General features: G+C 69.2%; 22 protein-coding genes. 14 read left to right on the forward strand and 8 right to left on the reverse strand.

The window, feature by feature from the left end:
• Positions 1–140 precede the first annotated feature (140 nt).
• The gene (locus IB269_RS19295) at positions 141–2,792 is read left to right on the forward strand and encodes a PAS-domain containing protein (RefSeq protein WP_063326557.1); all 2,652 of its coding nucleotides are present in this window, start codon (positions 141–143) and stop codon (positions 2,790–2,792) included.
• Positions 2,793–2,816: 24 nt separating this feature from the next.
• Here the strand turns inward: IB269_RS19295 and IB269_RS19300 are convergent, their stop codons facing one another.
• Positions 2,817–3,455: a LuxR C-terminal-related transcriptional regulator gene (locus IB269_RS19300; RefSeq protein ID WP_043824855.1), complete on the reverse strand. Its 639-nt coding sequence runs from the start codon at positions 3,453–3,455 to the stop codon at positions 2,817–2,819.
• Positions 3,456–3,984: 529 nt separating this feature from the next.
• Between IB269_RS19300 and IB269_RS19305 the strand changes: the two genes are divergently transcribed.
• Both IB269_RS19305 and IB269_RS19310 read left to right on the forward strand, forming a co-directional pair.
• Positions 3,985–5,013, forward strand: coding sequence for a porin (locus tag IB269_RS19305; protein WP_013803085.1), 1,029 nt, complete (start codon positions 3,985–3,987; stop codon positions 5,011–5,013).
• Positions 5,014–5,248: 235 nt separating this feature from the next.
• Positions 5,249–5,413 (forward strand): hypothetical protein, encoded by a 165-nt coding sequence (locus tag IB269_RS19310; RefSeq protein WP_013803086.1) that lies wholly within the window; start codon positions 5,249–5,251, stop codon positions 5,411–5,413.
• Positions 5,414–5,472: 59 nt separating this feature from the next.
• Here the strand turns inward: IB269_RS19310 and IB269_RS19315 are convergent, their stop codons facing one another.
• The 4 genes from IB269_RS19315 to IB269_RS19330 form a co-directional block, all read right to left on the reverse strand.
• Positions 5,473–6,189, reverse strand: a complete 717-nt coding sequence (locus tag IB269_RS19315) for a hypothetical protein (protein WP_192368010.1) — start codon at positions 6,187–6,189, stop codon at positions 5,473–5,475.
• Positions 6,186–7,178 carry an MlaD family protein gene (locus tag IB269_RS19320; protein ID WP_013803088.1) on the reverse strand — a complete coding sequence of 331 codons (993 nt, stop codon included), beginning with the start codon at positions 7,176–7,178 and terminating at the stop codon, positions 6,186–6,188. Before IB269_RS19320 ends, IB269_RS19315 begins: the two co-directional genes overlap by 4 nt.
• A gap of 65 nt (positions 7,179–7,243) precedes the next feature.
• The gene (locus IB269_RS19325) at positions 7,244–8,047 is read right to left on the reverse strand and encodes an MlaE family ABC transporter permease (protein ID WP_012204765.1); all 804 of its coding nucleotides are present in this window, start codon (positions 8,045–8,047) and stop codon (positions 7,244–7,246) included.
• A 72-nt stretch (positions 8,048–8,119) separates the two neighbouring features.
• Positions 8,120–8,584: a Cd(II)/Pb(II)-responsive transcriptional regulator gene (locus IB269_RS19330; RefSeq protein ID WP_096915881.1), complete on the reverse strand. Its 465-nt coding sequence runs from the start codon at positions 8,582–8,584 to the stop codon at positions 8,120–8,122.
• 39 nt (positions 8,585–8,623) lie between these two features.
• On the opposite strand from IB269_RS19330, the gene IB269_RS19335 reads away from it, so the two are divergent.
• From IB269_RS19335 to IB269_RS19380, 10 genes are all read left to right on the forward strand, one after another.
• Positions 8,624–10,840, forward strand: a complete 2,217-nt coding sequence (locus IB269_RS19335) for a heavy metal translocating P-type ATPase (protein WP_192368011.1) — start codon at positions 8,624–8,626, stop codon at positions 10,838–10,840.
• Positions 10,837–11,223: a DUF3703 domain-containing protein gene (locus IB269_RS19340; RefSeq protein ID WP_192368012.1), complete on the forward strand. Its 387-nt coding sequence runs from the start codon at positions 10,837–10,839 to the stop codon at positions 11,221–11,223. Before IB269_RS19335 ends, IB269_RS19340 begins: the two co-directional genes overlap by 4 nt.
• A gap of 36 nt (positions 11,224–11,259) precedes the next feature.
• Positions 11,260–11,763, forward strand: a complete 504-nt coding sequence (locus IB269_RS19345) for a hypothetical protein (RefSeq protein ID WP_192368013.1) — start codon at positions 11,260–11,262, stop codon at positions 11,761–11,763.
• 121 nt (positions 11,764–11,884) lie between these two features.
• Positions 11,885–12,244 carry a hypothetical protein gene (locus IB269_RS19350; protein WP_192368014.1) on the forward strand — a complete coding sequence of 120 codons (360 nt, stop codon included), beginning with the start codon at positions 11,885–11,887 and terminating at the stop codon, positions 12,242–12,244.
• Entirely contained in the window at positions 12,241–13,689 is a 1,449-nt protein-coding gene (locus IB269_RS19355; RefSeq protein ID WP_192368015.1) for a TolC family protein, read from the forward strand. The genes IB269_RS19350 and IB269_RS19355 overlap by 4 nt, the downstream gene beginning before the upstream one ends.
• 1 nt (position 13,690) lies before the next feature.
• Positions 13,691–15,073, forward strand: coding sequence for a multicopper oxidase family protein (locus IB269_RS19360; protein WP_088165228.1), 1,383 nt, complete (start codon positions 13,691–13,693; stop codon positions 15,071–15,073).
• A gap of 20 nt (positions 15,074–15,093) precedes the next feature.
• Positions 15,094–15,585 (forward strand): plastocyanin/azurin family copper-binding protein, encoded by a 492-nt coding sequence (locus IB269_RS19365; protein WP_071957098.1) that lies wholly within the window; start codon positions 15,094–15,096, stop codon positions 15,583–15,585.
• A 36-nt stretch (positions 15,586–15,621) separates the two neighbouring features.
• Entirely contained in the window at positions 15,622–16,152 is a 531-nt protein-coding gene (locus IB269_RS19370) for a DUF411 domain-containing protein (protein WP_043824841.1), read from the forward strand.
• A gap of 15 nt (positions 16,153–16,167) precedes the next feature.
• Complete coding sequence (locus IB269_RS19375; protein WP_192368016.1) at positions 16,168–16,569, forward strand: copper-binding protein; 402 nt, start codon at positions 16,168–16,170, stop codon at positions 16,567–16,569.
• Between the two features lie 66 nt (positions 16,570–16,635).
• Entirely contained in the window at positions 16,636–17,646 is a 1,011-nt protein-coding gene (locus tag IB269_RS19380) for a P1 family peptidase (protein WP_192368017.1), read from the forward strand.
• A gap of 6 nt (positions 17,647–17,652) precedes the next feature.
• Here IB269_RS19380 and IB269_RS19385 read toward each other — a convergent pair whose 3' ends face one another.
• The 3 genes from IB269_RS19385 to ettA form a co-directional block, all read right to left on the reverse strand.
• Complete coding sequence (locus tag IB269_RS19385) at positions 17,653–18,798, reverse strand: FAD-dependent monooxygenase (RefSeq protein ID WP_192368018.1); 1,146 nt, start codon at positions 18,796–18,798, stop codon at positions 17,653–17,655.
• A 167-nt stretch (positions 18,799–18,965) separates the two neighbouring features.
• Positions 18,966–21,596 (reverse strand): DUF1631 family protein, encoded by a 2,631-nt coding sequence (locus tag IB269_RS19390; RefSeq protein ID WP_192368019.1) that lies wholly within the window; start codon positions 21,594–21,596, stop codon positions 18,966–18,968.
• A gap of 60 nt (positions 21,597–21,656) precedes the next feature.
• A complete protein-coding gene (ettA, locus tag IB269_RS19395; RefSeq protein ID WP_013803101.1) occupies positions 21,657–23,318 on the reverse strand; it encodes an energy-dependent translational throttle protein EttA in 1,662 nt (553 codons plus the stop codon).
• A gap of 267 nt (positions 23,319–23,585) precedes the next feature.
• Here ettA and IB269_RS19400 point away from each other — a divergent pair, with 267 nt between their 5' ends.
• Positions 23,586–25,385 carry a DEAD/DEAH box helicase gene (locus IB269_RS19400; RefSeq protein ID WP_063326567.1) on the forward strand — a complete coding sequence of 600 codons (1,800 nt, stop codon included), beginning with the start codon at positions 23,586–23,588 and terminating at the stop codon, positions 25,383–25,385.
• The last annotated feature ends 2 nt before the right edge of the window (positions 25,386–25,387 follow it).

The following is a 25,387-nucleotide window of genomic DNA, read 5'->3' on the forward strand; positions in this document are numbered from 1 at the left end:
GCGTGCTCCGGCGCCGATAACCTATTGGTATTAGGCGCAGGTGCTCTCCCAGGGAGAATGCACGCAGAATCAGGGTAATCCCCAACCCCTTCCCGCCCCTGGAAGGCACCAAGCTGGCGCCCAATCGGGTCCACACCACCATGCCCCAACCCGTTCGACGCCCTTCACGCCGTTCCTTCTGGACCCTGCTGCTGCTGTTCGGCGGCATGCTCGCCTGCATGCTGCTGGCCGGTGAGCTGGTCTACCACCGCGCCCTGCGCGGCGAGGCCGAAAGCGTGCAGCGCCAGCTCAGCCTCTACGCCCAGGCCCTGGGCCAGCGCATAGACCGCTACCGCACCCTGCCCGAGGTGCTGGCGCTGGACGCGCAGCTGCGCGCCGCCCTCACCCACCCGCTGTCCGCCGCCGAGGTTGATGCCCTGAACCGCAAGCTGGAGCAGGCCAACGGCGCCAGCCAGTCGTCCACGCTGACCCTGATCGACCGCCACGGCACGGCCCTGGCTGCCAGCAACTGGCGCGAGACGCGCAGCAACGTGGGCGTGGACTACAGCTTCAGGCCCTATGTGCAGCAGGCGCTGTCGCGCGGCAGCGGGCGCTTCTACGGCATCGGCCTGACCACGGGCCTGCCGGGCTACTTCCTGTCGCAGGCCATCCTGGACGAGCAGAACGCCGTCGCGGGCCTGGTGGTGATCAAGATCGCGCTGCTGGAGCTGGAGCGCGAATGGCTGCAGACGCCCGACGTGGTCATGGCCTCGGACGAGCACGGCGTGGTCTTCCTGGCCAGCCAGCCCGACTGGCGCTACCGCCTGCTGTCACCCCTGAGCCCCGCCGACGAGGCGGACCTGGCCGCCACGCGCCAGTACATCGACCAGGAACTGCACCCCATGCGCTACCGCGTGCGCCAGGGCCTGGAGCAAGGCAGCCGCCTGGTGCAGATGCAGGAGCCCGCCCTGCCCGGCACCACGCTGTGGCAGACCCTGCCCCTGCCCGGCAGCGACTGGCAGTTGCACCTGCTGCATGACACGCAGGCCAGCACCGTGGCCAGCCGCTGGGCGGCGGCGGCCGCTGCGGGCGGCTGGCTGGCCCTGGGCCTGCTGGTGCTGTTCGTGCGCCAGCGCAGGCGGCTGGCCGCGCTGCGCCTGCGCAGCCGCCTGGAGCTGGAGACCGTGCTGCGCCAGCATGCCCAGGAGCTGCGCACGGCCCAGGACGGCATCGTCCAGGCCGCGCGCCAGGCCGACACGGGCCTGAGCCGCAGCCTGGAGCACCTGCCCCAGGGCGTGGTGGTGATCGATGCAGACCTCAACCTGGTGGCCTGGAACTCGCGCTACGTGGAGCTGTTCCGGTTTCCCTCCGAACTGCTGCGCACGGGCCAGCCCATCGAGAACCTGTTCCGCTACAACGCCCGGCGCGGCCTGCTGGGGCCCGGCCCCATCGAAGAGGCCATCCACCGGCGGCTGCAGCATCTGCGCAGCGGCAGCCCGCACCTGCGTGAAAGCACCAAGGACGACGGCACGGTGCTGGAGATCCGCGGCAACCCGCTGCCCGATGGCGGCTTCGTCACCAGCTACGCCGACATCACCAGCTACAAGAACGCCGCGCGCGAGCTTCGCTCGCTGGCCGATGCGCTGGAGCAGCGCATTGCCGAGCGCACGCGCGACCTGGCCGAAGCCAAGCGCGAGGCCGAGCAGGCCAACCGCTACAAGACACGCTTCGTGGCCGCCGCCGTGCACGACCTGCTGCAGCCGCTGAACGCCGCGCGCATGTTCAGCTCCCTGCTGCGCAGCCATCTGCATGACGACGCGGGCCGCCATGTGGCCGACAGCATCGACGGCGCCCTGGCCGCGCAGGACGCCATCCTGGGCAGCCTGCTGGACATCTCGCGCATGGAATCGGGCCAGCTGGAGGTGCGCGTGCGCGACTTCGCGCTGGGGCCGCTGCTGCAGGTCATGCGCCACAACTTCGGCATCCTGGCCGAAAGCCGGGGCCTGCGCCTGAGCGCGGTGGACACGCGCTGCGTGGTGCGCAGCGACGAGGCGCTGCTGCGCCGCATCCTGCAGAACTTCCTGTCCAACGCCATACGCTACACGCGCCAGGGCCGCATCGTCATCGGCTGCCGGCGCCAGGGCCAGCAATTGCGCATCGAGGTGCACGACCAGGGCCCGGGCATTCCCGAGAGCCTGCAGCACGAGATCTTCGAGGAATTCCGCCGCCTGGACGAAGGCCATGGCGACGACCGTGGCGCCGGGCTGGGCCTGGCCATCGTCGAGCGCCTGGGCCGCCTGCTGGGCCACGAGATCGGCCTGCGCTCGCACCTGGGCCGGGGCAGCGTGTTCTGGGTCTGCGTGCCGCTGGGCGATCCCGCAGCCGTGCCGCAGATCGCCGCGGCCACGCATTGCGGCGAGGCAGGCCAGGACGCACCGCTGCAGGGCATGAGCGCCTGGTACGTGGAAGACGATGCCCAGTCCTGCACCGCCATGCGCGCCCTGCTGCAGCGCTGGGGCTGCAACGTGCCGCTGGCCGGCGGCCCGGCCGAGGCGCTGGCGCTGGCCGCGCCCGGCGAAGCGCCGCAGCTGGTGCTGCTCGATGTGCGCCTGGGCCAGTTGCACGGCCCCGATGTCTACGCGCAGCTGTGCCAGCGCTGGGGCCAGTCGCCGCCCGTGATCCTGGTCACGGCCGAACGCGACGGCATGGTGCGTCGCCAGGCGGCCGAGCGCGGCTGGGGCTTTCTGGCCAAGCCCGTGCGCCCGCCCGCGCTGCGCGCGCTCATGAGCCAGATGCTGCTGCGCCACCGATAGACGTGGCACGGCAGGGCATGGCGTTCAGACCGTGCCGTCGTTCTCCAGGCTCTTGACCAGCACGGCCGCCTGCGTGCGGCTGTAGCACTCCAGCTTCTTGAGAATGGCCGTCACATGCACCTTGACGGTGTTCTCGGCCAGCCCCAGCTCGTGGGCGATCTGTTTGTTGAGCAGGCCGTCGGCCAGGCACAGCAGCACGCGGAACTGCTGGGGCGTGAGCTGGGCCAGCCGCGCGGCCAGCGCGGCGTCGGCCTCGGAGCGCTCGGCGGCCATGGGCGGGAACCAGCTGCCGCCGTCCAGCACTTCCTGCAGGGCCGTGCCTATGGCCTCGGCCGGCGCCGATTTCGGAATGAAGCCCGCGGCACCGAACTGCTGCGCACGGCGGATCACGCGCGGATGGTCGTTGGACGAAATCACCACCACCGGAACATCGGGGTACTCGCCGCGCACATGCAGCAGCGCCGAGAAACCACGCGCCCCCGGCATGGCCAGGTCCAGCAGCACCAGCTCGATCTCGGGGTGCTGCTGCAGCGCCGCGCCCAGCGTGGCGGCGCTTGCGGCTTCCAGCACGGCGAACTGCGGCAGGGCCTCGCGCAGCACATGGATCACCGCGGCGCGGAACAGCGGGTGGTCATCGGCAACGAGCAGGGTGGATTCGGGCATGGGCGCGAGTCTGACACGTCTGGAAGCACATGCCCGGCTCATGGGGCCCATGCCTGGCCCATGGCCGGGTTGCAAGCTGGCACGCTGTTTGCAATCAGTTGCAGCCAAAGGCCTGGCAACAGGCACAGATCCACCGCCCAACCGACGAACAAGGAGCCCTGAATTGACCTTTGAGCCCTCTTGCAAGGACCTGCTGCACAGGCCTGGTGCCCCGGCCCCATCCCAGTGCACGGCAGTGTTCAAGCCGCGAGAGTGCAAAACACAAATTAAGTTTCGTCATAACTGTGTCAAAGACACCACTTTATGGCCGGTGCAATGGCTGGGATGCGTTGTAATACGCGGCTTAGCCAGTCAAGACCGCCTTGCACGCAGGCCGCAAAGACGTGCCGACGCCAGCCCGCCCCTGATGCGAAAACGCCACTGTCCCAGGTTTGCCACGTAGCCCAGCCCGGGCGATTGGTTCATCGTCTGCCCCGGTCACAGCACTGGCCACCCGTTTCCACTCTCCAACAATGAAAGACTCCTCAACATGAAACGTTCCTTCATCGCACTGGCCGCTGCACTGGCCTGCGCCGGCGCTGCACACGCCCAAAGCTCGGTCCAGCTGACTGGCCTGGTGGACGCCTATGCCGGCTCCATGCGCATGGCTGGCGACGCCAGCGGCAAGGGTGTCGTGGGTTCGGGCGGCATGACCACCTCCTGGTGGGGCATGAAGGGCCAGGAAGACCTGGGCGGCGGCCTGAAGGTCGATTTCCAGCTGACGGCCTTCATGCGTGTGGACACTGGCAGCCCCGGCCGTTTCGATGGTGACCCGTACTTCTCGCGCGATGCCAACGTCGGCCTGTCCGGCGGCTTCGGCACGGTGCGCCTGGGCCGCGGCATGGCGCCCAACTTCCTGCCCACCATCCTGACCAACCCCTTCGGCGACTCCTTCACCATCTCCCCGCTGGTGCTGCACGCTAACGTGGGCACGACAGCCTGGGGCTCGGCCAACCTGACCACGCCGTCCGACACCGGCTGGAGCAACCAGGTCGTCTACACCACGCCCAAGTTCGGCGGCCTGCAGGCTAACGTCCACTACCAGTTCGGTGAAAAGGGCGGCGATTCCGGCAAGAAGAACATCGGCGTGAACGCCATGTACTTCGGCGGCCCCCTGAGCCTGGTGGCCTTCTACGAGCGCGCCCAGATCAGCAACCCCGTGAGCCTGGCCGTGATGCCCACCAAGACCGACTGGATGCTGGGCGGCACCTACAACTTCGAAGTGGCCAAGCTGTACGCAACCTACGGCCAGGCCAAGGTCAAGGATCTGGACCGCAAGAACAGCACCTACTCGCTGGGCCTGGACGTGCCCGTGACCAGCGCCGGCACCATCAAGGCAGCCCTGGCGCGCACCAAGGCCGAGATCGGCGCCGTGGACTCCACGCGCACCACGGCCAGCCTGGGCTACGACCACTACCTGTCCAAGCGCACCGATGTGTACACCGTGCTGATGCACGACCGCATCACGGACCTGAAGTCGGGCACCAGCCTGATCGCGGGTATCCGCCACCGTTTCTAAGGCGACGCCTGGCCTGCCAGCACGGGCCAGGGACTTACGTCCCGAACTTTCAGCGAGGCTCTGCCTCGCTTTTTTTTCGGCCTCTTGAAAGTCGATAGAAATTTTCTCTCAGCAGTTTTTTACAAACGTCAAGAGAGAAAGCGATTGTCCGACAGCCGCGCTGCGCAATCCGGTGTGCAATGGAGTCCAGGCCCAGCCCAATGCTCTGCCTGCGCTGCCAGACAGGAGGTCCACCATGCGCAGACCCAGCCCCTTCGGACGTCATCCCTTCATCGCCTTCACCGCCACGGTCGTGCTTGCCGTAGCCGCCAGCGTTGCCACCTTCTGGCTGGACAGCGCCGCCCCGGCCGCAGACACCTTGCTGCAAAAAGACCCGGGCGCCCTGCTGTCGTCGATGTAAGCCCCGCAAACGCCTGCAAATGCCTGCCCAGCGCCATCCCTTTCGGACTGGCGCTGTTTTCATTTGCCGGCCGATGTGCCCCCACCGCTGGCCGTCTTCTCCAGCAGCGACAGCCTGCGCCTGACGGCCTGGGCCTTGTCCACCTCGCCCGCCTGATCATGGGCCCTGGCCTGCAGCAGCAGCCAGGCCATCACCGCACGGCGCCAGCCCTGGGCCGAGGCCGTGTCGGCGCCCAGCATCAACAAGCCCGGCTCTGCCGCCCCCGATCGCAGGGCCGCGCCCGCCGCCACCAGCTGCGGCAGCGGCTCCTTGATGGCGCGCACGGCGGCCAGCGCCGACGCAGACCCGCCCAGCAGCGCCTGTGCCACGGGGCGCTGTAATTCTGGCAATAGCGCAATGTCTTCGGGCCGGGGCCTGCCTTGCAGATAGCGCGCATAGGCGGCCTCGGCCGGCGCAGCGTCAAGCGCCAGCGCCTGGTAGCCGGGGCAGTCATCCCATTCCAGACTGGCCACCTGGGCCGCGCAGCGCATCAGCTCCAGACGCGCGGCCAGGTCGGTGCGGCCCGTGGCGGCCACCTCGGCGCGGGCCTTGTCCCATTCCATGGCCTGCACGCGCTGGCGGCCTTCCAGGTAGGCGGTGGATGCGCGCTGGGACGCAGATTCGGCATTCAGCGCCCAGTCCGGCGCGGGCGGGCGGCTGCTGCAGCCGGCCAGCACCAGGGTCAGCACGGCGCCGGCGACGGCATGGCGCGCCAGGAGGGTTGCGGCAGGGCTCATGGCAGCTTCAACTCCGGTTGATGGGCAAACGGCCACTTGCGCTGCAGGTCGGCCAGCACGCCTTCCAGGCGGCGCAGGTTGCCCTCGACCTCGGCGCGCAGGGCACCCAGGTCGGCCGTGGCCTCGCGCGCATTGGAGCCCACGGCCTGGGCCTCGGCCAGCACGGCGTCCACCTTGCCCAGCGTGCGGCGCGTGTCGGCCAGCAGGCCGTTGAGCTGCACCACGGTGGAACGCACCTCGGGCATGACGCCACCGGCGTCGAACACCTGGCTGTCGGCCCGCGCCACCATGCGCTCCATGCGGGCCAGCGTGGCATTGGCACGGTCCAGCAGGGCCGTCACCTTGCGCGCCTCCTGCTCGCTGCCCATGACCACGCCCAGCACGCCGCCCGGCCCCTGGGCCCGGCCGGCCAGGCCGCGCAGTTCGGTCAGCGACCCGCCCAGGGCCGAGTCCGGCGCGGTGAGCTGGGCGATGTTGCCCAGCACTTCCTTGGCCGTGGACATGATCTGCGGCAGCTCGGCCGTGGCATCGCCGCGCAGCACGGGGCGCACGGCCTCGTCGGGCAGCGGCGGATCGCTGAGGATGCCGCTGTAGGCCTTGATGGTGGTGCCGCCCACCAGCCCCTTGACCAGGGTGAAGACGCTGGACTCGCGCAGCCAGTGCGCGTCCTTTCGCGGCACGTCGATGAGGATGCGCACATTGCCGTCCTCGGCCAGCTCGATGCGGCGCACGCGCCCGATCGGAAAGCCCGAGAAGGTCATGTCCATGCCCACGCTCACGCCCTCGGAGTCGTCGGCCGTGAGCACCAGGCGCTGCGTGGCGTCGAACACGCCGCGCGAGTACAGCAGGTACAGGGCCGATCCAAGAATCAGCACCAGCGTGAACAGCAGCAGGCCCGCCGCCTTGGCGCGCAGGTGCGCCACGGGCTTGAGGGCCTCGATTTCCTCGCCGTCCCAGGGGTCTGGCGGCGTGCGCCGCGTATCGGTCATGGCATTCCTTGTTCTGGCACGGGCCTTGCCGTGCATGTGGGGTTCGTGGAGTTCAGCGGGCGTGCTCAGTAGTAGTTGCCCATGAGCGAGATCACCTCGATCACCAGCAGCACGGCAAACATGCGCGCAAAGCCGCCCAGCGCCGCGCCGCCCAGCCGGTGGCGCCGCAGCGGCGCATACAGGCCCGAAGCCATGGGCATGATGGCCACGGTGAGGCTGAAGAACCAGGTCTTGAGCACGAAGACCAGGGTCACGGCCGGCGTGAAGATCTGGCCGAAGATGCGCGTGTAGCCGGGCAGTCCCGCCAGCGTGAAGCCATAGACGCTCAGGTAGACGGTAACCAGGGCCACCACGCAGCTGAGCACGGCCAGCGTGACCGAGGCAAACACGCCACCGGCGGCGCGCGGCACCAGGGCCATGCGCAGCGGGTCGGAGCCGCGCTCCTGCCAGGCCTGGAGCTGGCCCCGCGCGCGCAGTTGCGCAATCAGCGTGCCATTGGGAATGGTGCAGCGCATGGCCACGAACAGCGCGGCCGTCAGCGGGATCAGCTCGATCACCAGCACACGCACCACCATCTCCAGCGCATAGCGCGACAGCCCATAACTCAGCGCCGTGACGATGACGATGCGCGTGATCACCGCGCACAACAGCGCCGCCAGCGCCGTGAATCCCAGCAGGATGGGGCCGGTCTGCACATAGATCTGGTGCGCCATGGCACGCCGTGCACCGCGCCGGTAGCTGGAGGGGGACATGGCCAGCACCAGCAGCACAGCGCCCAGGTAGACGCTGCGCCACCAGGCCAGCGCATGGTCGCGCAGCGCCGCCCAGATGCGGTCGGGAAGGGACAGGGCTGCGTGGCTGAGGCTCATCGGACGATGATAGCGACCCGTACCGGGACGGTCCGTCGGACGCCGACGCAAGACAGGCAGCTGCAGACGGCGCTACACATGGCGCTTGGCGCCGGAGCTGCCCAGGGCGGGTGCCAGCGGTTCGTCGGCCTGGGCGTGCAGGGCCTCGATCAGATGGCAGTAGCTGTCCGACCCGTCGCACTGGCTGCGCAGCTGCATCAGCTCATGCTCCAGCGCGCGCAGCTCGGCCAGGCGCTCGCGCACATGGCCCAGGTGGGCGTCCAGGGTTTCGTTGGCGGCCACGCAGTCGGCCTTGCTGGCGCCGTCCAGCGCCAGCAGGGTGCGGACCTCGTCCAGCGACATGTCCATGGCGCGGCACAGGCGGATGAAGCGCAGCCGGTGCACATCGCTGTCGCTGTACAGCCGGTACTGGTTGTCCTCGCGCGCGCCTGCACTGAGCAGCCTTTCCTTCTCGTAGTAGCGGATGTTGGCGGCGGCCACGCCGGAACGCTTGGCCGCCTCGCCGATGCGCCAGCGCGCAGATTCGTGCTGTGACATGCTTGACCTTGAAGTGACTTCACCGTTTCCAATGCTCGCATGAACTCCAATCGCCTGCCAAGCCCTCAGGGCAACGAGGCCCTGAAAGCCTCCCCAGCCCTTTCCAAGCCCGCCTCGACTTCGCCGTCTTCCGCCTGCGGCACCGATTGCTGCGCGCCCTTCACCATCACCCAGCCCACGCCGGCCCGCAAGAAGGCGCAAGGCCACTCGCATGCGCATGGCGAGGGCCATGGCCACGATCACGATCACGATCACGCCCATGACCACGACCACGACCATGACCACGGTCACGACGAGAGCGATCCCCATGCTGGCCACGACCACAGCGTGCTGCCCGGCTGGCCGCGCATCACGGCCGCGCTGATTGCAGCCGTGCTGGCCGAAGCCGCCCACTGGGTCAGCGGCTCCCAGGGCGGCGTGCCGGCCCTGCAATACGGCGGCATGGCCGTGGCCGTGCTGGCCATTGCCCTGTCGGGCCTGGGCGTCTACAAGGCCGGCATCCGCGACGTGCTGCGCCTGAAGCTGGGCATCCATGCGCTGATGGCCATTGCCGTCACGGGTGCCTTCGCCATCGGCCAGTGGCCCGAGGCCGCCATGGTCATGGCCCTGTACGCCGCGGCCGAGCGCATCGAGGACCAGGCCATGGACCGCGCGCGCAATGCCATCCGCAGCCTGCTGCAGATGGCGCCCGAGACGGCCGACGTGCTCCAGCCCGACGGCAGCGTGCAGCGCGTGGCCGCCGCCGACGTGGCGCTGGACGCCACCGTGCGCGTGGCCCCTGGCGCGCGCGTGCCCCTGGACGGCGTGGTCCTGCGAGGCCAAAGCTCGGTCAACCAGGCGCCCATCACCGGAGAAAGTGCCCTGGCCGACAAGGCCCCGGGCGACGAGCTCTACGCCGGCAGCATCAACCAGGATGGCGAGCTGCAGATGCGCGTCACCTCGGCGGCCAATGACAGCCTGATTGCGCGCATCGTCCATGCCGTGGAGCAGGCCCAGGCCTCCAAGGCGCCCACCCAGCGCTTCGTCGATCGCTTTGCCGCCGTCTACACGCCCATCGTGCTGGTGCTGGCCATTGCGCTGGCGGTGCTGGCACCGCTGGTCATGGACTGGAGCTGGCATGACGCGGCCTACCAGGCGCTGGCCCTGCTGGTGATCTCCTGCCCCTGCGCCCTCGTGCTGTCCACCCCCGTCACCGTGGTCAGCGCGCTCACGGCGGCTGCACGCCGCGGCCTGCTGATCAAGGGCGGCCAGGCGCTGGAATCGGCCCGCAAGCTGCGCGCCATTGCCCTGGACAAGACCGGCACGCTGACCACGGGTAGCCCGAAGCTGGTCGAATGGAAATCCTGGAGCGAAGAAGACGCGGCCCAGGACTCCAGCCAGCCCGCCGCATATGCCCTGGCCCTGGCCGGTCGCTCGGACCACCCGGTCTCGCGCGCCATTGCTTCCGGCCTCCAGGCCGATGCCGCCGTGGCCGCCGATGCCGCACGGGCCTCGGTCAGCAAGCTGCTGGCCCTGCCCGGCCGTGGCGTGCAGGCCGAGATCGACGGCCAGCCCTGGACCCTGGCCAACCTGCGCTGGGTGCAGGAGCAAGGCTGGGACAGCGCCGCGCTGCGCGCCGGCCTGGCCATGCACGAAGCCCAGGGCCGCACCGTGACCCTGCTGGCCGACAGCAGCGGCGTGCGGGCCCTGTTCGCCGTGGCCGACCCGCTGCGGCCCCAGGCCCGCGAGGCCGTGGCACGCCTGCAGGCCCTGGGCGTACAGCCCGTGGTGCTCAGCGGCGACAACACGGCCACCGTGCGCTCCATCGCTGCCGAAGCCGGCATCCAGGATGCGCGCGGCGGCCTGTTGCCCCAGGACAAGCTCGACGCCCTGGCCGAGCTGCAGCGCACCCGCGGCCCCACCGCCATGACGGGCGACGGCATCAACGACGCACCGGCGCTGGCCCAGGCCGATATCGGCTTTGCCATGGGCGGCATGCACAGCACGGGCATGGCCATGGAAACCGCCGACGTGGTGCTGATGAACGACGACCTGCGCCGCCTGCCCGAAGTGGTGGAGCTGTCACGCAGCGCCCACGCCGTGCTCTGGCAGAACATCGCCCTGTCGTTGGGCGTCAAGCTGGTGTTCTTCGCACTGGCCCTGGCCGGCAACGCCAGCATGTGGCTGGCCGTGCTGGCGGACATGGGCGTGAGCCTGCTGGTGGTCGGCAACGGCCTGCGGCTGCGCCGCTGGGGCAGCGACAGGGAGGCGGCATGACCGACGCCCAGCTCCGCGCCGCCTTCACCCACCTGCTGCACAGCTTCCGTTCAAGCCAGGACCAGGCGCCCGCACAGCGCTGGCTGCTGCTGGAGGCCAGCCATGTGCTGGGCCAGCAGCTGCTGGGCCTGCACTGGCGATCCCACTGCTGGATGCTGCGCCATGCGCTGCAGCTGCGCGATGGCGGGGAGGTGGCAGGCCAGTTGCTGCGCCTGGCCCTGGTGCCTGCAGGCCACCTGCTGGACAGGCTGCCGCGCGGCAACACAGGCCGCGCCACGGTGCCGGCCACCCTGCCCATGGACATGCCGCCCGCCGTATCGGCCCTGATCGCCGAGGCCCTGCGCGCCACGCGCCGCCCGCCCCGGCAAAGCCCACGCGCCTGAGGAACTTCGCGCCGCCGTCCGGTATCATCCAAACCTATGCGCCGCCCCCTGTCCATTGTCCTGGTCTTGCTGCTGGTCCTTCGTGGCCTGCTGGGCGACGCCATGGCCATGGGGGCTGCGCCGGTCATGTCGGCCCTGGCGCCGGCTGCGGCATCTGCGCCAGCGTTGGCTCCGGCGTCGGCACTCCACCACCACGCGCCCGAAATCGCGCGGGAAGTCGCGCTGGAAATCACGCAATCGCCGGACAGCCCTGAGCAGCATCATGCGGCGCACGTCGCAGATCACGACCCAGATCACGCATCACACGCCGAGCACAGTACAGGCTGCGCTCCCCAGGCCGGTGGCCTTGCGGGCGGCAGCTGCGGCGAACATGAACATGGGCCCAGCTGCACCCTGTGCGGCATCTGCCATTCGGCCCTTTTCACTCCTTGCCAGATCGGTTCGGACGGCGCAGCGCCGTCCGCCGCACTGCGCCCCCAAGGCAGCGCGCGCTTTGCCAGCGCGGCCAAGCTGCAGGCCATCAAGCCACCCATTTCCTGAAGCCTGACGCCCGAAGTGCGTCCGCGCCATCCCTGCCGCCCCTCCATGGGCAGCCCGCTTGCGGGCATGGCGGGGCGTCTGGCCGCGGATGCGTTGTCCGTTTCGCATTCAGGAGAACACCATGCGCCGAGCGCATTTTCTCGTCCCCCTTATCCAATTCGGGTTGGTGGCCCTTGCCGCATCCAGCCCCGCTGCCTGGGCCCAAGCCCATGACGGCAGCCACCCCCCGGCCTCTTCCTCCGCAGGCCTGACAGGCGCCATCGATCCGGCTGCGGCCAGCCTGCCGCTGCGCCATGCCGCGCTGCCGGCCAGTGGCGCCGTGGAAACCGAGCTGACCGACTGGCGCCAGGCCAATGCGGCCGTGGCCGAGTTTCCCAACGGCCATATGGACATCCTGCGCTGGGAAGCCGCCCAGGGCGGCCGATCCACGCCTGCGCCGTCCCCGCACGGCTCTCACATGCAGCACGGAGGCCGGCCATGAAGCGCACCCTCTTCGCCCCCACCCGGCTGGTCGGCGCCATGGCTGCCGTGCTGGTCCTCGCCGGCTGCGCCAGCATCTCGCCCGACGGCCTGCGCGGCGCTGTCCAATCCCATACCGCCAGCCGCCTGCCGGACGGCGCCCAGCTGCCACCAACCGATCTGCAGGCCCGCGACACGGCGCAGCAGCGCATCGACGAGTGGCTGCGCCAGCCGCTGGACATGGACCAGTCCGTGCGCATCGCACTGCTCAACAACCCCGGCCTGCAAGCGCGCCTGGCGCAACTGGGCGTGCAGGATGCCGAACGCGTTCAGGCCCTGACCCTGCCCAACCCCACGCTGGCCCTGGGCCGCATGGTCAACAGCGACGAGCGCGAGATCGAACGCCAGCTGAGCTTTGGCCTGGTCAGCCTGATCACCCTGCCCTGGCGCAGCCGCTGGCAGGGCATGCAGATGGAACAGGCCACCCTGACCGCCGCGCAGGATGTGCTGCGGCTGGCCGCCGACACGCGCCGCGCCTGGCTGCGCGCCGTGGCCGCACGCCAGCAGCTGGCGTCCAGCGAGCGCATGCACGAGGCGGCCGAGGCCGGTGCCGAGCTGGCGCGCCGCATGGCCCGCGTGGGCAACTTCAGCCGGCTGCAGCAGGCACGCGAGCTCAGCATCCAACAGGACACCGCAGCCCAGCTGGCGCGTGCGCGCCTGGCCGCCACGGCAGAGCATGAGCAACTGGCCCGTCTGATGGGCCTGTGGGGACGGCGCATCGATTTCAAGCTGCCCGACCAGCTGCCCGCCATCCCGCAGGCCGCCACGCAGTTGCGCTCCGGGGACGATGCCGAAGCCACCGCGCTGCGCGAGCGCCTGGACCTGCGCGCCCTGCGCCGCGACCTGGACCAGTTGACCGAGCGCCGTGGCTGGGCACGCCTGGGCGCAATGTTCGGCGACGTCGGCCTGGGCTACAACCGCAACACCGCCACGGACCGGGCCACCGGCCACAGCGATGTGACACGCGGCTGGGAGATCGACCTGCCCCTGCCGCTGTTCGACTGGGGTGGCGCTGCCAGCGGCCGCGCACGTGCCGAGGTCCAGCGCAGCGCGGCCCAGTTGCAGCAAGGCGCCATCCAGGCGCGGGCCGAGGCGCGCAGCAGCTGGATGCGCTACCGCACGGCCTGGGACCTGGCCCACCAGCAGCAGGCCGAGGTGCTGCCGCTGCGCCGCTTCATCCAGGACGAAACCATGCTCCGCTACAACGGCATGTTCGTCAGCGTCTGGGAGTTGCTGGCCGAGGCCCGCAACAGCGCCCAGGCCGTGGCCACCGCCACCGACGCCCAGCGCGACTTCTGGCTGGCCGACACCGACCTGCAGCTGGCTCTGGCCGGAACCTCGCCAGGCACGGTCGAGGCCGCATCCAGCGCCGCCGCACCCACTCCCACGAACACAGCGAGCCACTGACATGAACCGCCGCAACTTCTTCACCGGCGCGGCCGTGGCCGCCGTCTCCAGCGCCGCCGTCAGCCGCGTGGCCCTGGCCGCCCTGCCCGAGGCAGCGACCCAGTCCTCGGCCGAAACCGCCGCCCCGCTGGCACCGCCCAACGGCCGCCCCTACCGCCCCGTGGTCACGCTCAACGGCTGGACCACGCCCTGGCGCATGAACGCAGGCGTCAAGGAATTCCACCTGGTGGCCGAGCCCGTGGTGCGCGAGGTGGCTCCGGGCTTCTTCGTCAACATGTGGGGCTACAACGGCCAGAGCCCCGGCCCCACCATCGAGGTCGTGGAAGGCGACAAGGTGCGCATCTTCGTGACCAACCGCCTGCCCGAGCACACCACTGTGCACTGGCACGGCCAGCGCCTGCCCAACGGCATGGACGGCGTGGGCGGCGTGACCCAGCCGCACATCCCGCCCGGCAAGACCTTCGTCTACGAGTTCACGGCGCGCCGTCCCGGCACCTTCATGTACCACCCGCATGCCGACGAGATGGTGCAGATGGCCATGGGCATGATGGGGCTGTGGATAACGCATCCGAAGGCGGCCCACCCGCAGATCGCCGAGGTCCAGCGCGACTACGCCTTCCTGCTGTCGGCCTACGACGTGGAGCCCGGCTCCATGACGCCGCGCGTGGCCGAGATGACGGACTTCAACATCTGGACCTTCAACAGCCGGGTGTTCCCCGCCATCAGCCCCGTCGTCGCCAGGCGCGGCGACCGCGTGCGCCTGCGCGTGGGCAACCTGACCATGACCAACCACCCCATCCACCTGCACGGCCACGAATTCGAGGTCACGGGCACCGACGGCGGCCCCGTGCCCCGGTCCGCGCGCTGGCCCGAGGTGACCACCGACGTGGCCGTGGGCCAGATGCGCCAGGTGGAGTTCATCGCCGACGAGCTGGGCGACTGGGCCCTGCACTGCCACAAGAGCCACCACACCATGGGCGCCATGGGTCATGACACGCCGACCATGATCGGCGTGGACCACCGGGGCCTGGTCGGCAAGATCCAGAAGATCGTGCCCGACTACATGGTCATGGGCGAGCGCGGCATGGGCGACATGGCCTCCATGGAAATGCCCCTGCCCGACAACACCTTCCCGATGATGACCGGCACGGGCCCCTTCGGCCCCATCGAGATGGGCGGCATGTTCACCACCCTCAAGGTGCGCGAGCAGCTGGGCGCCAACGACTACGGTGACCCGGGCTGGTTCACCCACCCCAAGGGCAGCGTGGCCTATGAATGGAAGGGGCCGGCGGCCGAGGCCTCCGCACCGCGCCAGACCACGCCCGGCCAGTCCCCCGGCGCACCCAGCGTGCGCAAGCCCGGTGCGGGCCATGAGCACCACTGATGCCATCCAAGGAGCACCTCATGAACACCTTTGCCCTCCTCCTCGCCACCGCACTGCTCGCCGGCCCCGCTGCCGTCTTCGCCCATGGCAGCGAAGCCCACGATGAGGCTCCCAAGGCCGCCGCGGTCAAGGAGCAAAAGCCCTGGGGCATTGCCGGCGATGCCTCGGCCGCCCGGCGCACCATCACCCTGGACATGAGCGACAACATGCGCTTCACGCCAGAGCGCATCAGCGTCAAGCGCGGCGAGACGGTGCGCCTGCGCGTGGCCAACAAGGGCCAGGTCATGCACGAGATCGTGCTGGGCACGCCGGCCTCGCTGGACGAGCACGCGCAGATGATGCTCAAGTTCCCCACCATGGAGCACGGCGAGCCCTACATGGCCCATGTCTCGCCCGGCAAATCCGGCGACCTGGTCTGGAATTTCAACCGCGAAGGCAGCTTCGACTTTGCCTGCCTCATCCCCGGCCACTACCAGGCCGGCATGCGCGGAACCATCACGGTGACGCAATGAGCGCGCCCCTTCTTCCCCCCCTTTCAGGAGCACCTCATGAAACATGAACGCATGGCATCCGCCCACCCGCGCCGCAGTGCGCTGCGCCGCATGGCCCTGGCCTGCACGGCATTCGCCGCCCCTTCGCTGTGGGCGGCTGCACCCACGGTGCCCAAAGAAGCACCCAGCACCCGCATCCCCGTCGAGGTCTGGAAGGACCCCAACTGCGGCTGCTGCCAGGACTGGGTGGTGCACATGGAGCAAAACGGCTTTGCCGTCACCGTGCACGACACCGGCAACAGCGCCGTGCGCGCCAGGCTGGGCATTCCGGCGCGCCTGGGCTCCTGCCACACGGCCCTGGTCGAAGGCTATGCGCTCGAAGGCCATGTGCCTGCGGCCGACGTGCACAAGCTGCTCAAGCAAAAGCCCAAGGCGCTGGGCATTGCCGTGCCCGGCATGCCCGTGGGCAGCCCCGGCATGGACGGCCCCGAGTACGGCGGCCGCAAGGACCCCTACGAGGTGCTGCTGATCACCAAGAACCTCATGAACAGCGACGTTTCCACCCGCACCTTCACCAGCTACCGCTGAACCCCGGAGCACACCATGCACAAAACAGCCCTCCTTTTTTCCCGTACGTCCCGTACGTCCAGTACCGCCCTTGCCGTGCGCCTGGCCCTTGCCGCCGCGCTGATCCCGGCCTGGGCCGGTGCCCAGGCCACGGCCCACGACCATGCGGCGCATGGCGCGCAATCTGCCGAAACCGCACCTGCCGCCGCCAGCCAGGACCTCAGCGAAGGCGAGGTCACGCGCTGGGATGCTCGCACCAGCAAGGTCACGCTGCGCCACGGCGAACTCAAGAACCTGGGCATGCCGCCCATGACCATGGTCTTCCAGCTGCGCGTGGCTGCACCCGAGCCCGCCCTCAAGGCCGGCGACAAGGTGCGCTTTCGCGCCGAGCAGGACCAGGGCGCCTTCGTGGTCACGCAGCTGGAAGTGCTGCGCTGAAGAGCGGGTGCAGGGCTGCCGTTTCGGCTAAGGTGAAGGCCTGTCCATCACCGAGCAGAGCAGCGCATGCCAAGCACCGACTCAGACCCCGGCTCCATCACCCGCGTACAGGGCATCGAGGTAGGCCACCACACCGATGCCCGCCGCCCCACGGGCTGCACCGTCGTGCTGGCGCGCGGCGGTGCCGTGGGGGGCTGCGATGTGCGTGGCGCCGCCCCCGGCACGCGCGAGACCGACCTGCTGCACCCCTCCAACCTGGTGCAGCAGGTGCATGCCGTCATGCTCTCGGGCGGCAGCGCATGGGGGCTGGACGCGGCCAGCGGCGCCATGCGCTGGCTCGATGAGCAGGGCATAGGGCTGGATGTGGGCGTGGGCCGCGTGCCCATCGTGCCGGCCGCCGTGCTGTTCGACCTGGCGGTGGGCGACAGCCGCATCCGCCCGGGTGCCGATGCCGGCCATGCGGCCTGCCAGGCCGCCAGCGCCGCGCGGCCTGCCGAGGGCAATGTGGGCGCCGGCATGGGCGCCTGCGTGGGCAAGGTCTTCGGCATGGATCGCGCCATGAAGGGCGGCATCGGCACGGCCTCGCTGACCGTGCGCGGCGTCACCGTGGGCGCGCTGATCGCCTGCAATGCCGTGGGCGATGTGGTCGACCCCCACAGCGGCGCCCTGCTGGCCGGCGCGCGCAGCCCCGATGGCCGCCAGCTGCACGACACCTGCCGTGCCCTGCTGCGCGGCGAAGAGCCCCGGCCGCTGCTGGCAGGCACCAACACCACCATCGGCGTGATTGCCACCGATGCACGCATCACCAAGGTCCAGGCCCAGCGCCTGGCCGTGGTATCCCATGACGGCCTGGCACGCGCCATACGCCCCGTGCACACCATGAGCGATGGCGACACATTGTTCGCCCTGGGCACGGGCCTGGCCGAGCACTCGCTGGGCATGCTGACCCTGTCCGCCATGGCCGCCGAGGCCGTGGCCCTGGCCACGGCGCGCGCCGTGCTGGCCGCGCAGTCGCTGACCACGGCCGAAGGGCTGGAGCTGCCCTGCGCCAGGGAACTGGCCGCCTGCCGGCCCTGACCGGGCTCAGGCCTGCAACGCTACCACCCAGGCGTCGTAGCCGTAGACGCCATCGGCATTGCCACCGGCGCGCAGCCAGTTGTTGCCGCGCGAGCCGATCTGGATCTCGCTGGTGCGCTGCATGCGCATGGCCTGGTAGCGCGCCAGGACCTCGGGCACCTGCTGCGGACCCGGTGCGGCATCCAGGTTGCGGGCCAGCACCACGGCGTCTTCGATGGCCATGCCTGCGCCCTGGGCCATGAAGGGCATCATCGGGTGGCAGGCATCGCCCAGCAGCGTGATGCGGTCCTGCGACCAGGCCGGCAGGGGATCGCGCTCGTACAGCGCGGTCTTTAGCACGCCATCGCAGGCGTCGAGCAGCGCCCGGGCATCGGGATGGAAATCGGCGTAGAAGCCGCGCAACTCCTCGACGCTGCCGGGCGTGGTCCACGATTCCTCGTGCCAGGAATCCTGGGCCGTGGTGGCGAAGATGAAGGTGTCGCGCCCCTGGTTCAGCGGAAAGGTCACGATCTGGCTTTGCGGCGTGGCGCCCCACCATTTGGTGAAGGCCTGGATGTCGGGCACATGGCGCACGCGCTCGGTGGGCACCACCGCGCGGAAGGCCACCACACCCGTGAAGCGCGGGCTCTCGGCACCGAACAGGGCCGCGCGCACCACGGAGTGGATGCCGTCCGCGCCAATGAGTGCGTCCAACCCGGCCACTTCGCTGCCATCGGTGAAGGCGATGTCCACGCCTTGCCCCGTCTGCGTGATCTGGCTGGCACGCTTGCCCAACTGCACCTGGTCCAGCGGAAAGGCATCGGCCAGCGCGGCCAGCAGATCGGCGCGGTGGATGGTCAACTGCGGGGCGCCGTACTTGCGCTCGGCCTCGTCACCCATGGTCAGGCGCGAGGTTTCCTCGCCCGTGTCCCAGTTGCGGCTGATGCGGTGCGTGGGCCGTGCGGCGCTGGCGCGCACGGCGGCGGCAATGTCGGCGCCCAGGCCATCGAGGGCGCGCACGGCATTGGGCGTGAGGTTGATGTCCGCGCCCACGCGCAGAAACTGCCGGCTTTGCTCGAACACCAATACTTCATGCCCTGCCTGGTGCAGCGCATTGGCTGCCGCCAGTCCGCCAATGCCTGCTCCGACGATGCCTATCCTCAAACGCGCCATGGTTCCTGCCTCCTGCTGGTGGGGTCTATTCGGTGATGCGCCCCCTGATCCGGAGCGCACCGATGCAGGACATTGTCTTTTTGACAGGCCTCAGGCCTCAACCTCCGCAAGGCCCGAATTGGGCACGATTCGTCCCCATCGGCGCCGGCGCATGTGCGGCAGGCGCCTCAGTCCACGCGCCGCAGCTGCCCTTGCGCCAACAGCTTGTCGCGCATGCGGCGCGTCATGGACTGGGTGCTGCCATCGGTGGCCGTGAACAGGAACAGCGTCTGCTGCGGGCTGACCCAGGTCAGCTGGGTGCGGATGCACTGCCGGGCGTTGGACAGTTCCACCCAGGTGCCCAGCGCCCAGTCTTCGGACACCACGGGAACCACCGGCGGCGGTGGCTCCAGGGGCAGCGCGGGCTCGGCAGGCATCGGGGCGGCTTCGCCACCGGCCAACGCAGCCTGCGCGGCAAGCCCAGCAAGCCCCGTAAGCCCCGCAAAGGCCTGCGGCTCTTGTGCAGCCGGGGTGGCCGGGGTGGCCGGCAGCTCATCCTGCAGCGCCTCGGGCAGTTCCAGATCCTGCTCGGTCAGCGCGCCGATATCGTCCCCCATCGGCTGCCGCACATCGAGCGGCACCGGCAGGGAGGCCGCCACGCCAAACAACGACTGCGGCAGACGGCCCGCCAGGGAGCCTGGCGTTGTCTGGCCAAGCGTTGCCGCACCATTGGAGGAAGACAGGGACGCCAGCACCGAGTCCGACCCGTAGATGGTCGGCGGTACGGAGTCCAGATAAATGTCCACGCTCTCTATGGGCTGGCGGACCACACCAGCATCCAGCGCATCCTGGTGCAGGCCGGCCAGGCGCGCGGCAAAGGCCTGGATTTCCTCTTCCGTACGCCCTACGCTGCGCAGGCCGGCGCGCAGCCGGGCCTGCAGCCGGGGTGCCAGCGCCACCAGGCGGTCGGTATCACGGCCCGCATGTGCCGACACGCTCCACAGCAGGCTGGGCACCAGGGCCAGATAGCCGCCGGGATCCCGGGCCTCGCTGCCGTCCACGGGTTCCTGAACGCTGGCGATCACTTCGGCCCAGGGTCCCGTTGCGAATTCCAGAATGTCATCGGGCACGCCCTGGGCGCTGGGCAGGCGCCGGATGGCGGCTGCAATCTGCTCGGCCCTGGGCATGGCGGTTTCGGGCCAGCGCGGGTCCACGCCCCGCCTTTCCACATGCCTGAGCGCAGCCGAGACAGGCCCGGTCACCGTGCCGCCTTCCGGCACTTCGCCAGGGCCCACGGGCTGCATGCCGCTGCCGCCCCAACCGTCGCGCAGTTGCTGCAGAACCGTGGCAAAGGCCGACGCATCGGCACGCTGCAGGGCCGCCAGCCGCATGGCGGCGGAATCGGCCACCTGCAGGAATTGTCCGTAGCCCGGCGCGGATTCACTGTCGAACCACAGGCTGCGTGCCGTCAGCTCATCCAGCAGTTGGCGCGCGGGGTGGCTGCGGTCTTCAAAAAATCGCGCGTCCTGGACCACCAGCTGCTGCAGCAGCGGCTCCAGACGGCCCACGGTGCGCTGCACGGAAGGCAGCAGGCGCGTGTCGGCCGCCATGAAACGCATCATGCGCTGCAGGGTGTGCAGCGCGGCGCCGTCGTCGGCACGCACGCCGGGTGCGGGCTCCTGCTGCTCGGGCGGCTGCAGCGCCTGCATCAGTTGCTCCAGCTGGGCCGAGTGGTGCTGCACGGACTCCAGCGCCATGCAGCTCAGCGAAGTCCAGCCTTCGGGCAGCGCCGCCAGCACGGTGGGTGCCGTCTCGCTGCCCTGCCAGGCGGTGGTCTGCAGGCGGCTTGCGCCGTCCATGGCCGGCGCAAACTGCCCGGGCACGGAATAGGCGGATGTGTGGGCCAGCGCCAACATGGAAGAAGGCGCCGCAGCGGGCGCCTCGCGGTGCGAATCCATCCAGCGTGGATCGGACAGCAGGGCCGCCACCAGGCGCCGCGTCAGCTCATCTTCCTGGGCCTGCTGGCCAAAGGAGCCATAGGCGCGGCTCTGGGCCACGGCATCGCCATAGTGGGAAGGTGCCCGCCAGCGGCTTTGCCCCGGCAGGTCGGAATGGCGGCGTCCCGCCTCGGGCGAAGGGGCCTGTACCGGCGCCAGGCCATAGGCCGCAGGCTGCACCCCCTTGTCACGCAGGGATTGGGCGATATGGCCGTATTCGGACACCAGCAGCGCACCCAGGTGCTCGCGCATGAAGCCCAGCCAGCAGGCGGCGGAGCCGGGGTCCACCCCGGTGTCGTCGATCACGCGCTGCAGCGCCTGCACATAGCTGTGGGGCCGCAGCGGATTGCGTTCGGGCTGGACACGGTCCAGGCCCTGGACGGCGCTGACCAGGGCATCGAGCTCGGCCAGCGCGATCTCCACCTGCGGCGCCACGTGCTGCAGCAGACGCTGGTGGGCCAGCTGGGACTGCAGCACGGAATCGTCCAGGAGGGAGAGGGAGGCGAAATCGGTGGTGCCGGGCATACCGCACGCACCGGGCATGCCAGGAACAGGGGGCCAGGCCGCAGCGCCGCCGGATTGACCAAAGCATTCCAGCAGCGCCCGCCCATAGCCCTTGAGCATGGGCGCCCGGTGGCGGGCCAGCAGCTCCAGCGCCTCGGGGATTTCAGCGCGGCGCGGCAGGCCGGAGCCCGGCTGGTCGGCCTGCTCCATGGCATGCGCCGTGCGCTGCAGCAGCCGCAGGATCAGCGCCTCCGAGCCACGCACGGCCTGCACCAGGCAGGCTTGCAACGCGGCAACAGAAACGGGTGGAGGATTCATGGCCCGAAGAATACAGGCTCCAGCCCGTGCCGGAGGCGCTTTGAGGCTTGCCTTTGATGCTTACTTCAGTGCCTTGTAGCGCATGCGCTTGGGCTTGGCGCCCTCTTCGCCCAGGCGCTTCTTCTTGTCGGCTTCGTACTCCTGGTAGTTGCCGTCGAAGTACACCCATTGCGAATCGCCTTCGGCGGCCAGGATGTGCGTGGCGATACGGTCGAGGAACCAGCGATCGTGGGAGATCACCAGCACCGTGCCCGCGTACTCCAGCAGCGCATCTTCCAGCGCGCGCAGGGTTTCCACGTCCAGGTCGTTGGAGGGCTCGTCCAGCAGCAGCACGTTGCCGCCCTGGATCAGCGTCTTGGCCAGGTGAAGGCGGCCGCGCTCGCCGCCGGAGAGGTTGCCCACCTTCTTTTGCTGGTCCTGGCCGTTGAAGTTGAAGCGGCCTGCGTAGGCGCGCGACGCCATCTGGAACTTGCCGACGTTGATGATGTCCAGCCCGCCCGAGATGTCTTCCCACACCGTCTTGTCGTTGGCCAGCGCGTCACGCGTCTGCTCCACATAGGCCATCTTGACCGTCTGGCCCACGATGACTTCGCCGGAGTCGGCCTGCTCGCGCCCCGCGATCAGCTTGAACAGCGTGGACTTGCCGGCACCGTTGGGGCCGATGATGCCGACGATGGCGCCAGCGGGGATGTTCATGGTCAGGTTGTCGATGAGCACGCGGTCGCCAAAGCTCTTGGTGACGTTGTTGAACTCGATGACCTGGGTGCCCAGGCGCTCGGCCACAGGAATGAAGATTTCCTGGGTTTCGTTGCGCTTTTGGTATTCGAAATCGCTCAGTTCCTCGAAGCGCGCGATACGGGCCTTCGACTTGGTCTGGCGGCCCTTGGCGTTCTGGCGAACCCACTCCAGTTCCTTCTTCAGGGCCTTGGCGCGGGCTTCCTCGCCCTTTTGCTCGGACTCCAGGCGGCTTTGCTTCTGGAACAGCCATTCGGAATAGTTGCCCTTGTAGGGAATGCCGTGGCCACGGTCCAGTTCCAGAATCCACTCGGCAGCGTTGTCCAGGAAGTAGCGATCGTGGGTGATGGCCACCACGGTGCCGGTGAAGCGGTGCAGGAATTGCTCCAGCCATTCCACGGACTCGGCGTCCAAGTGGTTGGTGGGTTCGTCAAGCAGCAGCATGTCGGGCTTGGACAGCAGCAGCTTGCACAGGGCCACGCGGCGCTTTTCGCCACCGGACAGCTTGCCGATCACGGCATCCCAGGCCGGCAGGCGCAGGGCGTCGGCAGCGATCTCCAGCTGGTGCTCGGAGTCGGTGCCGGCAGCGGCGATCTTGGCTTCGAGCTCGCCTTGCTCGGCGGCCAGCGCGTCGAAGTCGGCATCGGGCTCGGCATAGGCGGCGTAGATTTCATCAAGGCGCGAACGGGCCGCGTTGACTTCGGCCATGGCCTCTTCCACGGCCTGGCGCACGGTGTGCTCCGCATTGAGCTGCGGCTCCTGCGGCAGGTAGCCGATGGACAGGCCCTGCATGGGCAGCGCCTCGCCTTCGAATTCCTTGTCCACCCCAGCCATGATCTTGAGCAGCGAGGACTTGCCCGAGCCGTTCAGACCCAGCACGCCGATCTTGGCGCCCGGGAAAAAGCTGAGAGAGATGTCCTTCAAGATCTGCCGCTTGGGCGGCACGGTCTTGGTGAGGTGGTTCATCGAGAAAACGTATTGAGCCATTCTGGTCCGAGTACTTGAATCGTTGATTTCTGCAAAAACCGGGCAACAAATCGGTTGCACGCCAGCCGTGATTATCCGCGCATGCGACAATACCCTGCGTCACGGGTTCCAGTTGCCCGTGACATCAGCATTCCAGCTGGGGACGATGGACGCTGTTTTCCAGGCTCCCGACATTGAACTACATCCGCCTACGACTGGTCCGGCAACCGCCCTGGTTGCCTCGACAGGCAGATACCCAGCGCCCCGGACGGGCGCATCTTTGATCACATGACATTTGAAGAACTGAATCTGGCTCCCGCCATTCTGAAGGCCGTGCTTGAGGAGGGTTACGAGAACCCGACTCCCATCCAGGCACAGGCCATCCCTGCGGTGCTCGCCGGCCACGACCTGCTGGCAGGTGCCCAGACCGGCACCGGCAAGACCGCTGCCTTCACCCTGCCCATGCTGCACCGCCTCTCGCAAGGCCAGGTGCCGCGCAACAAGTTCGGCGGCAAGGGCATCCGCGCCCTGGTGCTGACGCCCACGCGTGAACTCGCCGCACAGGTCGAGGAATCGGTGCGCAGCTACGCCAAGTACCTGGACATCAACTCCACCGTCATCTTCGGCGGCGTGGGCATGAAGCCCCAGATCGACCGCATCAAGAAGGGCGTGGACATCCTGGTCGCCACGCCGGGCCGCCTGCTGGATCTGCAGCAACAAGGCTTCATGGACCTGTCCACCGTCGAAGTCCTGGTGCTCGACGAGGCCGACCGCATGCTGGACATGGGCTTCATCCATGACGTCAAGAAGGTGCTGGCCCTGGTGCCCAAGGACAAGCAAAGCCTGCTGTTCTCGGCCACCTTCAGCGACGAGATCCGCGACCTGGCCAACGGCCTGCTGCGCAACCCGCAGTCCATCCAGGTCACGCCCAGCAACACCACCGTGCAGCGCATCACCCAGGTGATCCACCCCGTGGGCCGCGGCAAGAAAAAGCAGGTGCTGCTGCACATCATCAACGAGAACAACTGGAGCCAGGTTCTGGTGTTCACGCGCACCAAGTTCGGCGCCAACAACGTTGCCGAATTCCTGACCAAGAACAACATCAGCGCCATGGCGCTGCACGGCAACAAGAGCCAGAGCGCCCGCACCCAGGCCCTGGCCGGCTTCAAGACCGGCGAGCTGCGCGCCCTGGTCGCCACCGACATCGCTGCACGCGGCATCGATATCGACGAGCTGCCGCACGTCGTGAACTACGAGATCCCCAACGTGTCCGAGGACTACGTGCACCGCATCGGCCGCACGGGCCGTGCCGGTCGCGAAGGCCACGCCGTCAGCCTGGTCTGCATGGACGAAGAAGGCTTCATGATGGACATCGAGCGCTTCACCAAGCAGGAAATCCCTGTGCAGGTGCTCGAAGGCTTCGGCCCCGAAGAGGACGAAGTGGCCGAACCCATCGCCATGGGCCGCCAGACCATCTGGGGCGGTGCAGGCAAGCCGCCCAGCCGTGACGTCATGCAGGCCGCCGCCAAGGCTGCGCGCCAGGAAATGATGGACCGCATCCGCACCACCAAGGCCACCCAGCCCGACCGTGGCGGCCGCGCAGGTGGCCGTGGCCAGGCTCCCAAGGCCGGCTCGGACGAAGGCCGCTCCGAAGGCAACGCCGGCGGCCAGGGCCGTGGCCGCAACCACGCCGGTGCAAGCGCCAACAACAAGCCGCGCCGCGATCGCTTCGATGGTCCGGGCAATGGCTCCGGCGCCGCCCACCGTCCCAAGGCAGCCCCCCAGAACGCCCCCAGGCGCGGCCCGCGCCCTGACGGCGAAGGCGGCGGCGGTGTCCGTCGCTTCGATGACCAACCCCCGCGCGCTGATGCCCACCTGGGCACGCAGCTGGGCCATGCACGCAGCAGCGGCCCCCGTGGCAGCGCAGGTGGCGGCCAGCCCGATCCGATGCGCACCAGCGTGGACACCATGGCCGAACGCGGCCGCCGTGGCGGCTTCAACCGCGGCGGCAATGGTGGCGGCGGCGGTGGTGGCGGCTTCGGCGGCGGTGGCCGTGGCGGCCCCTCGCGCGGCGGCTACGGTCGCTGACC

Source organism: Delftia sp. DLF01, from assembly GCF_014852125.1.
GTDB classification, from domain to species: domain Bacteria; phylum Pseudomonadota; class Gammaproteobacteria; order Burkholderiales; family Burkholderiaceae_C; genus Comamonas; species Comamonas acidovorans.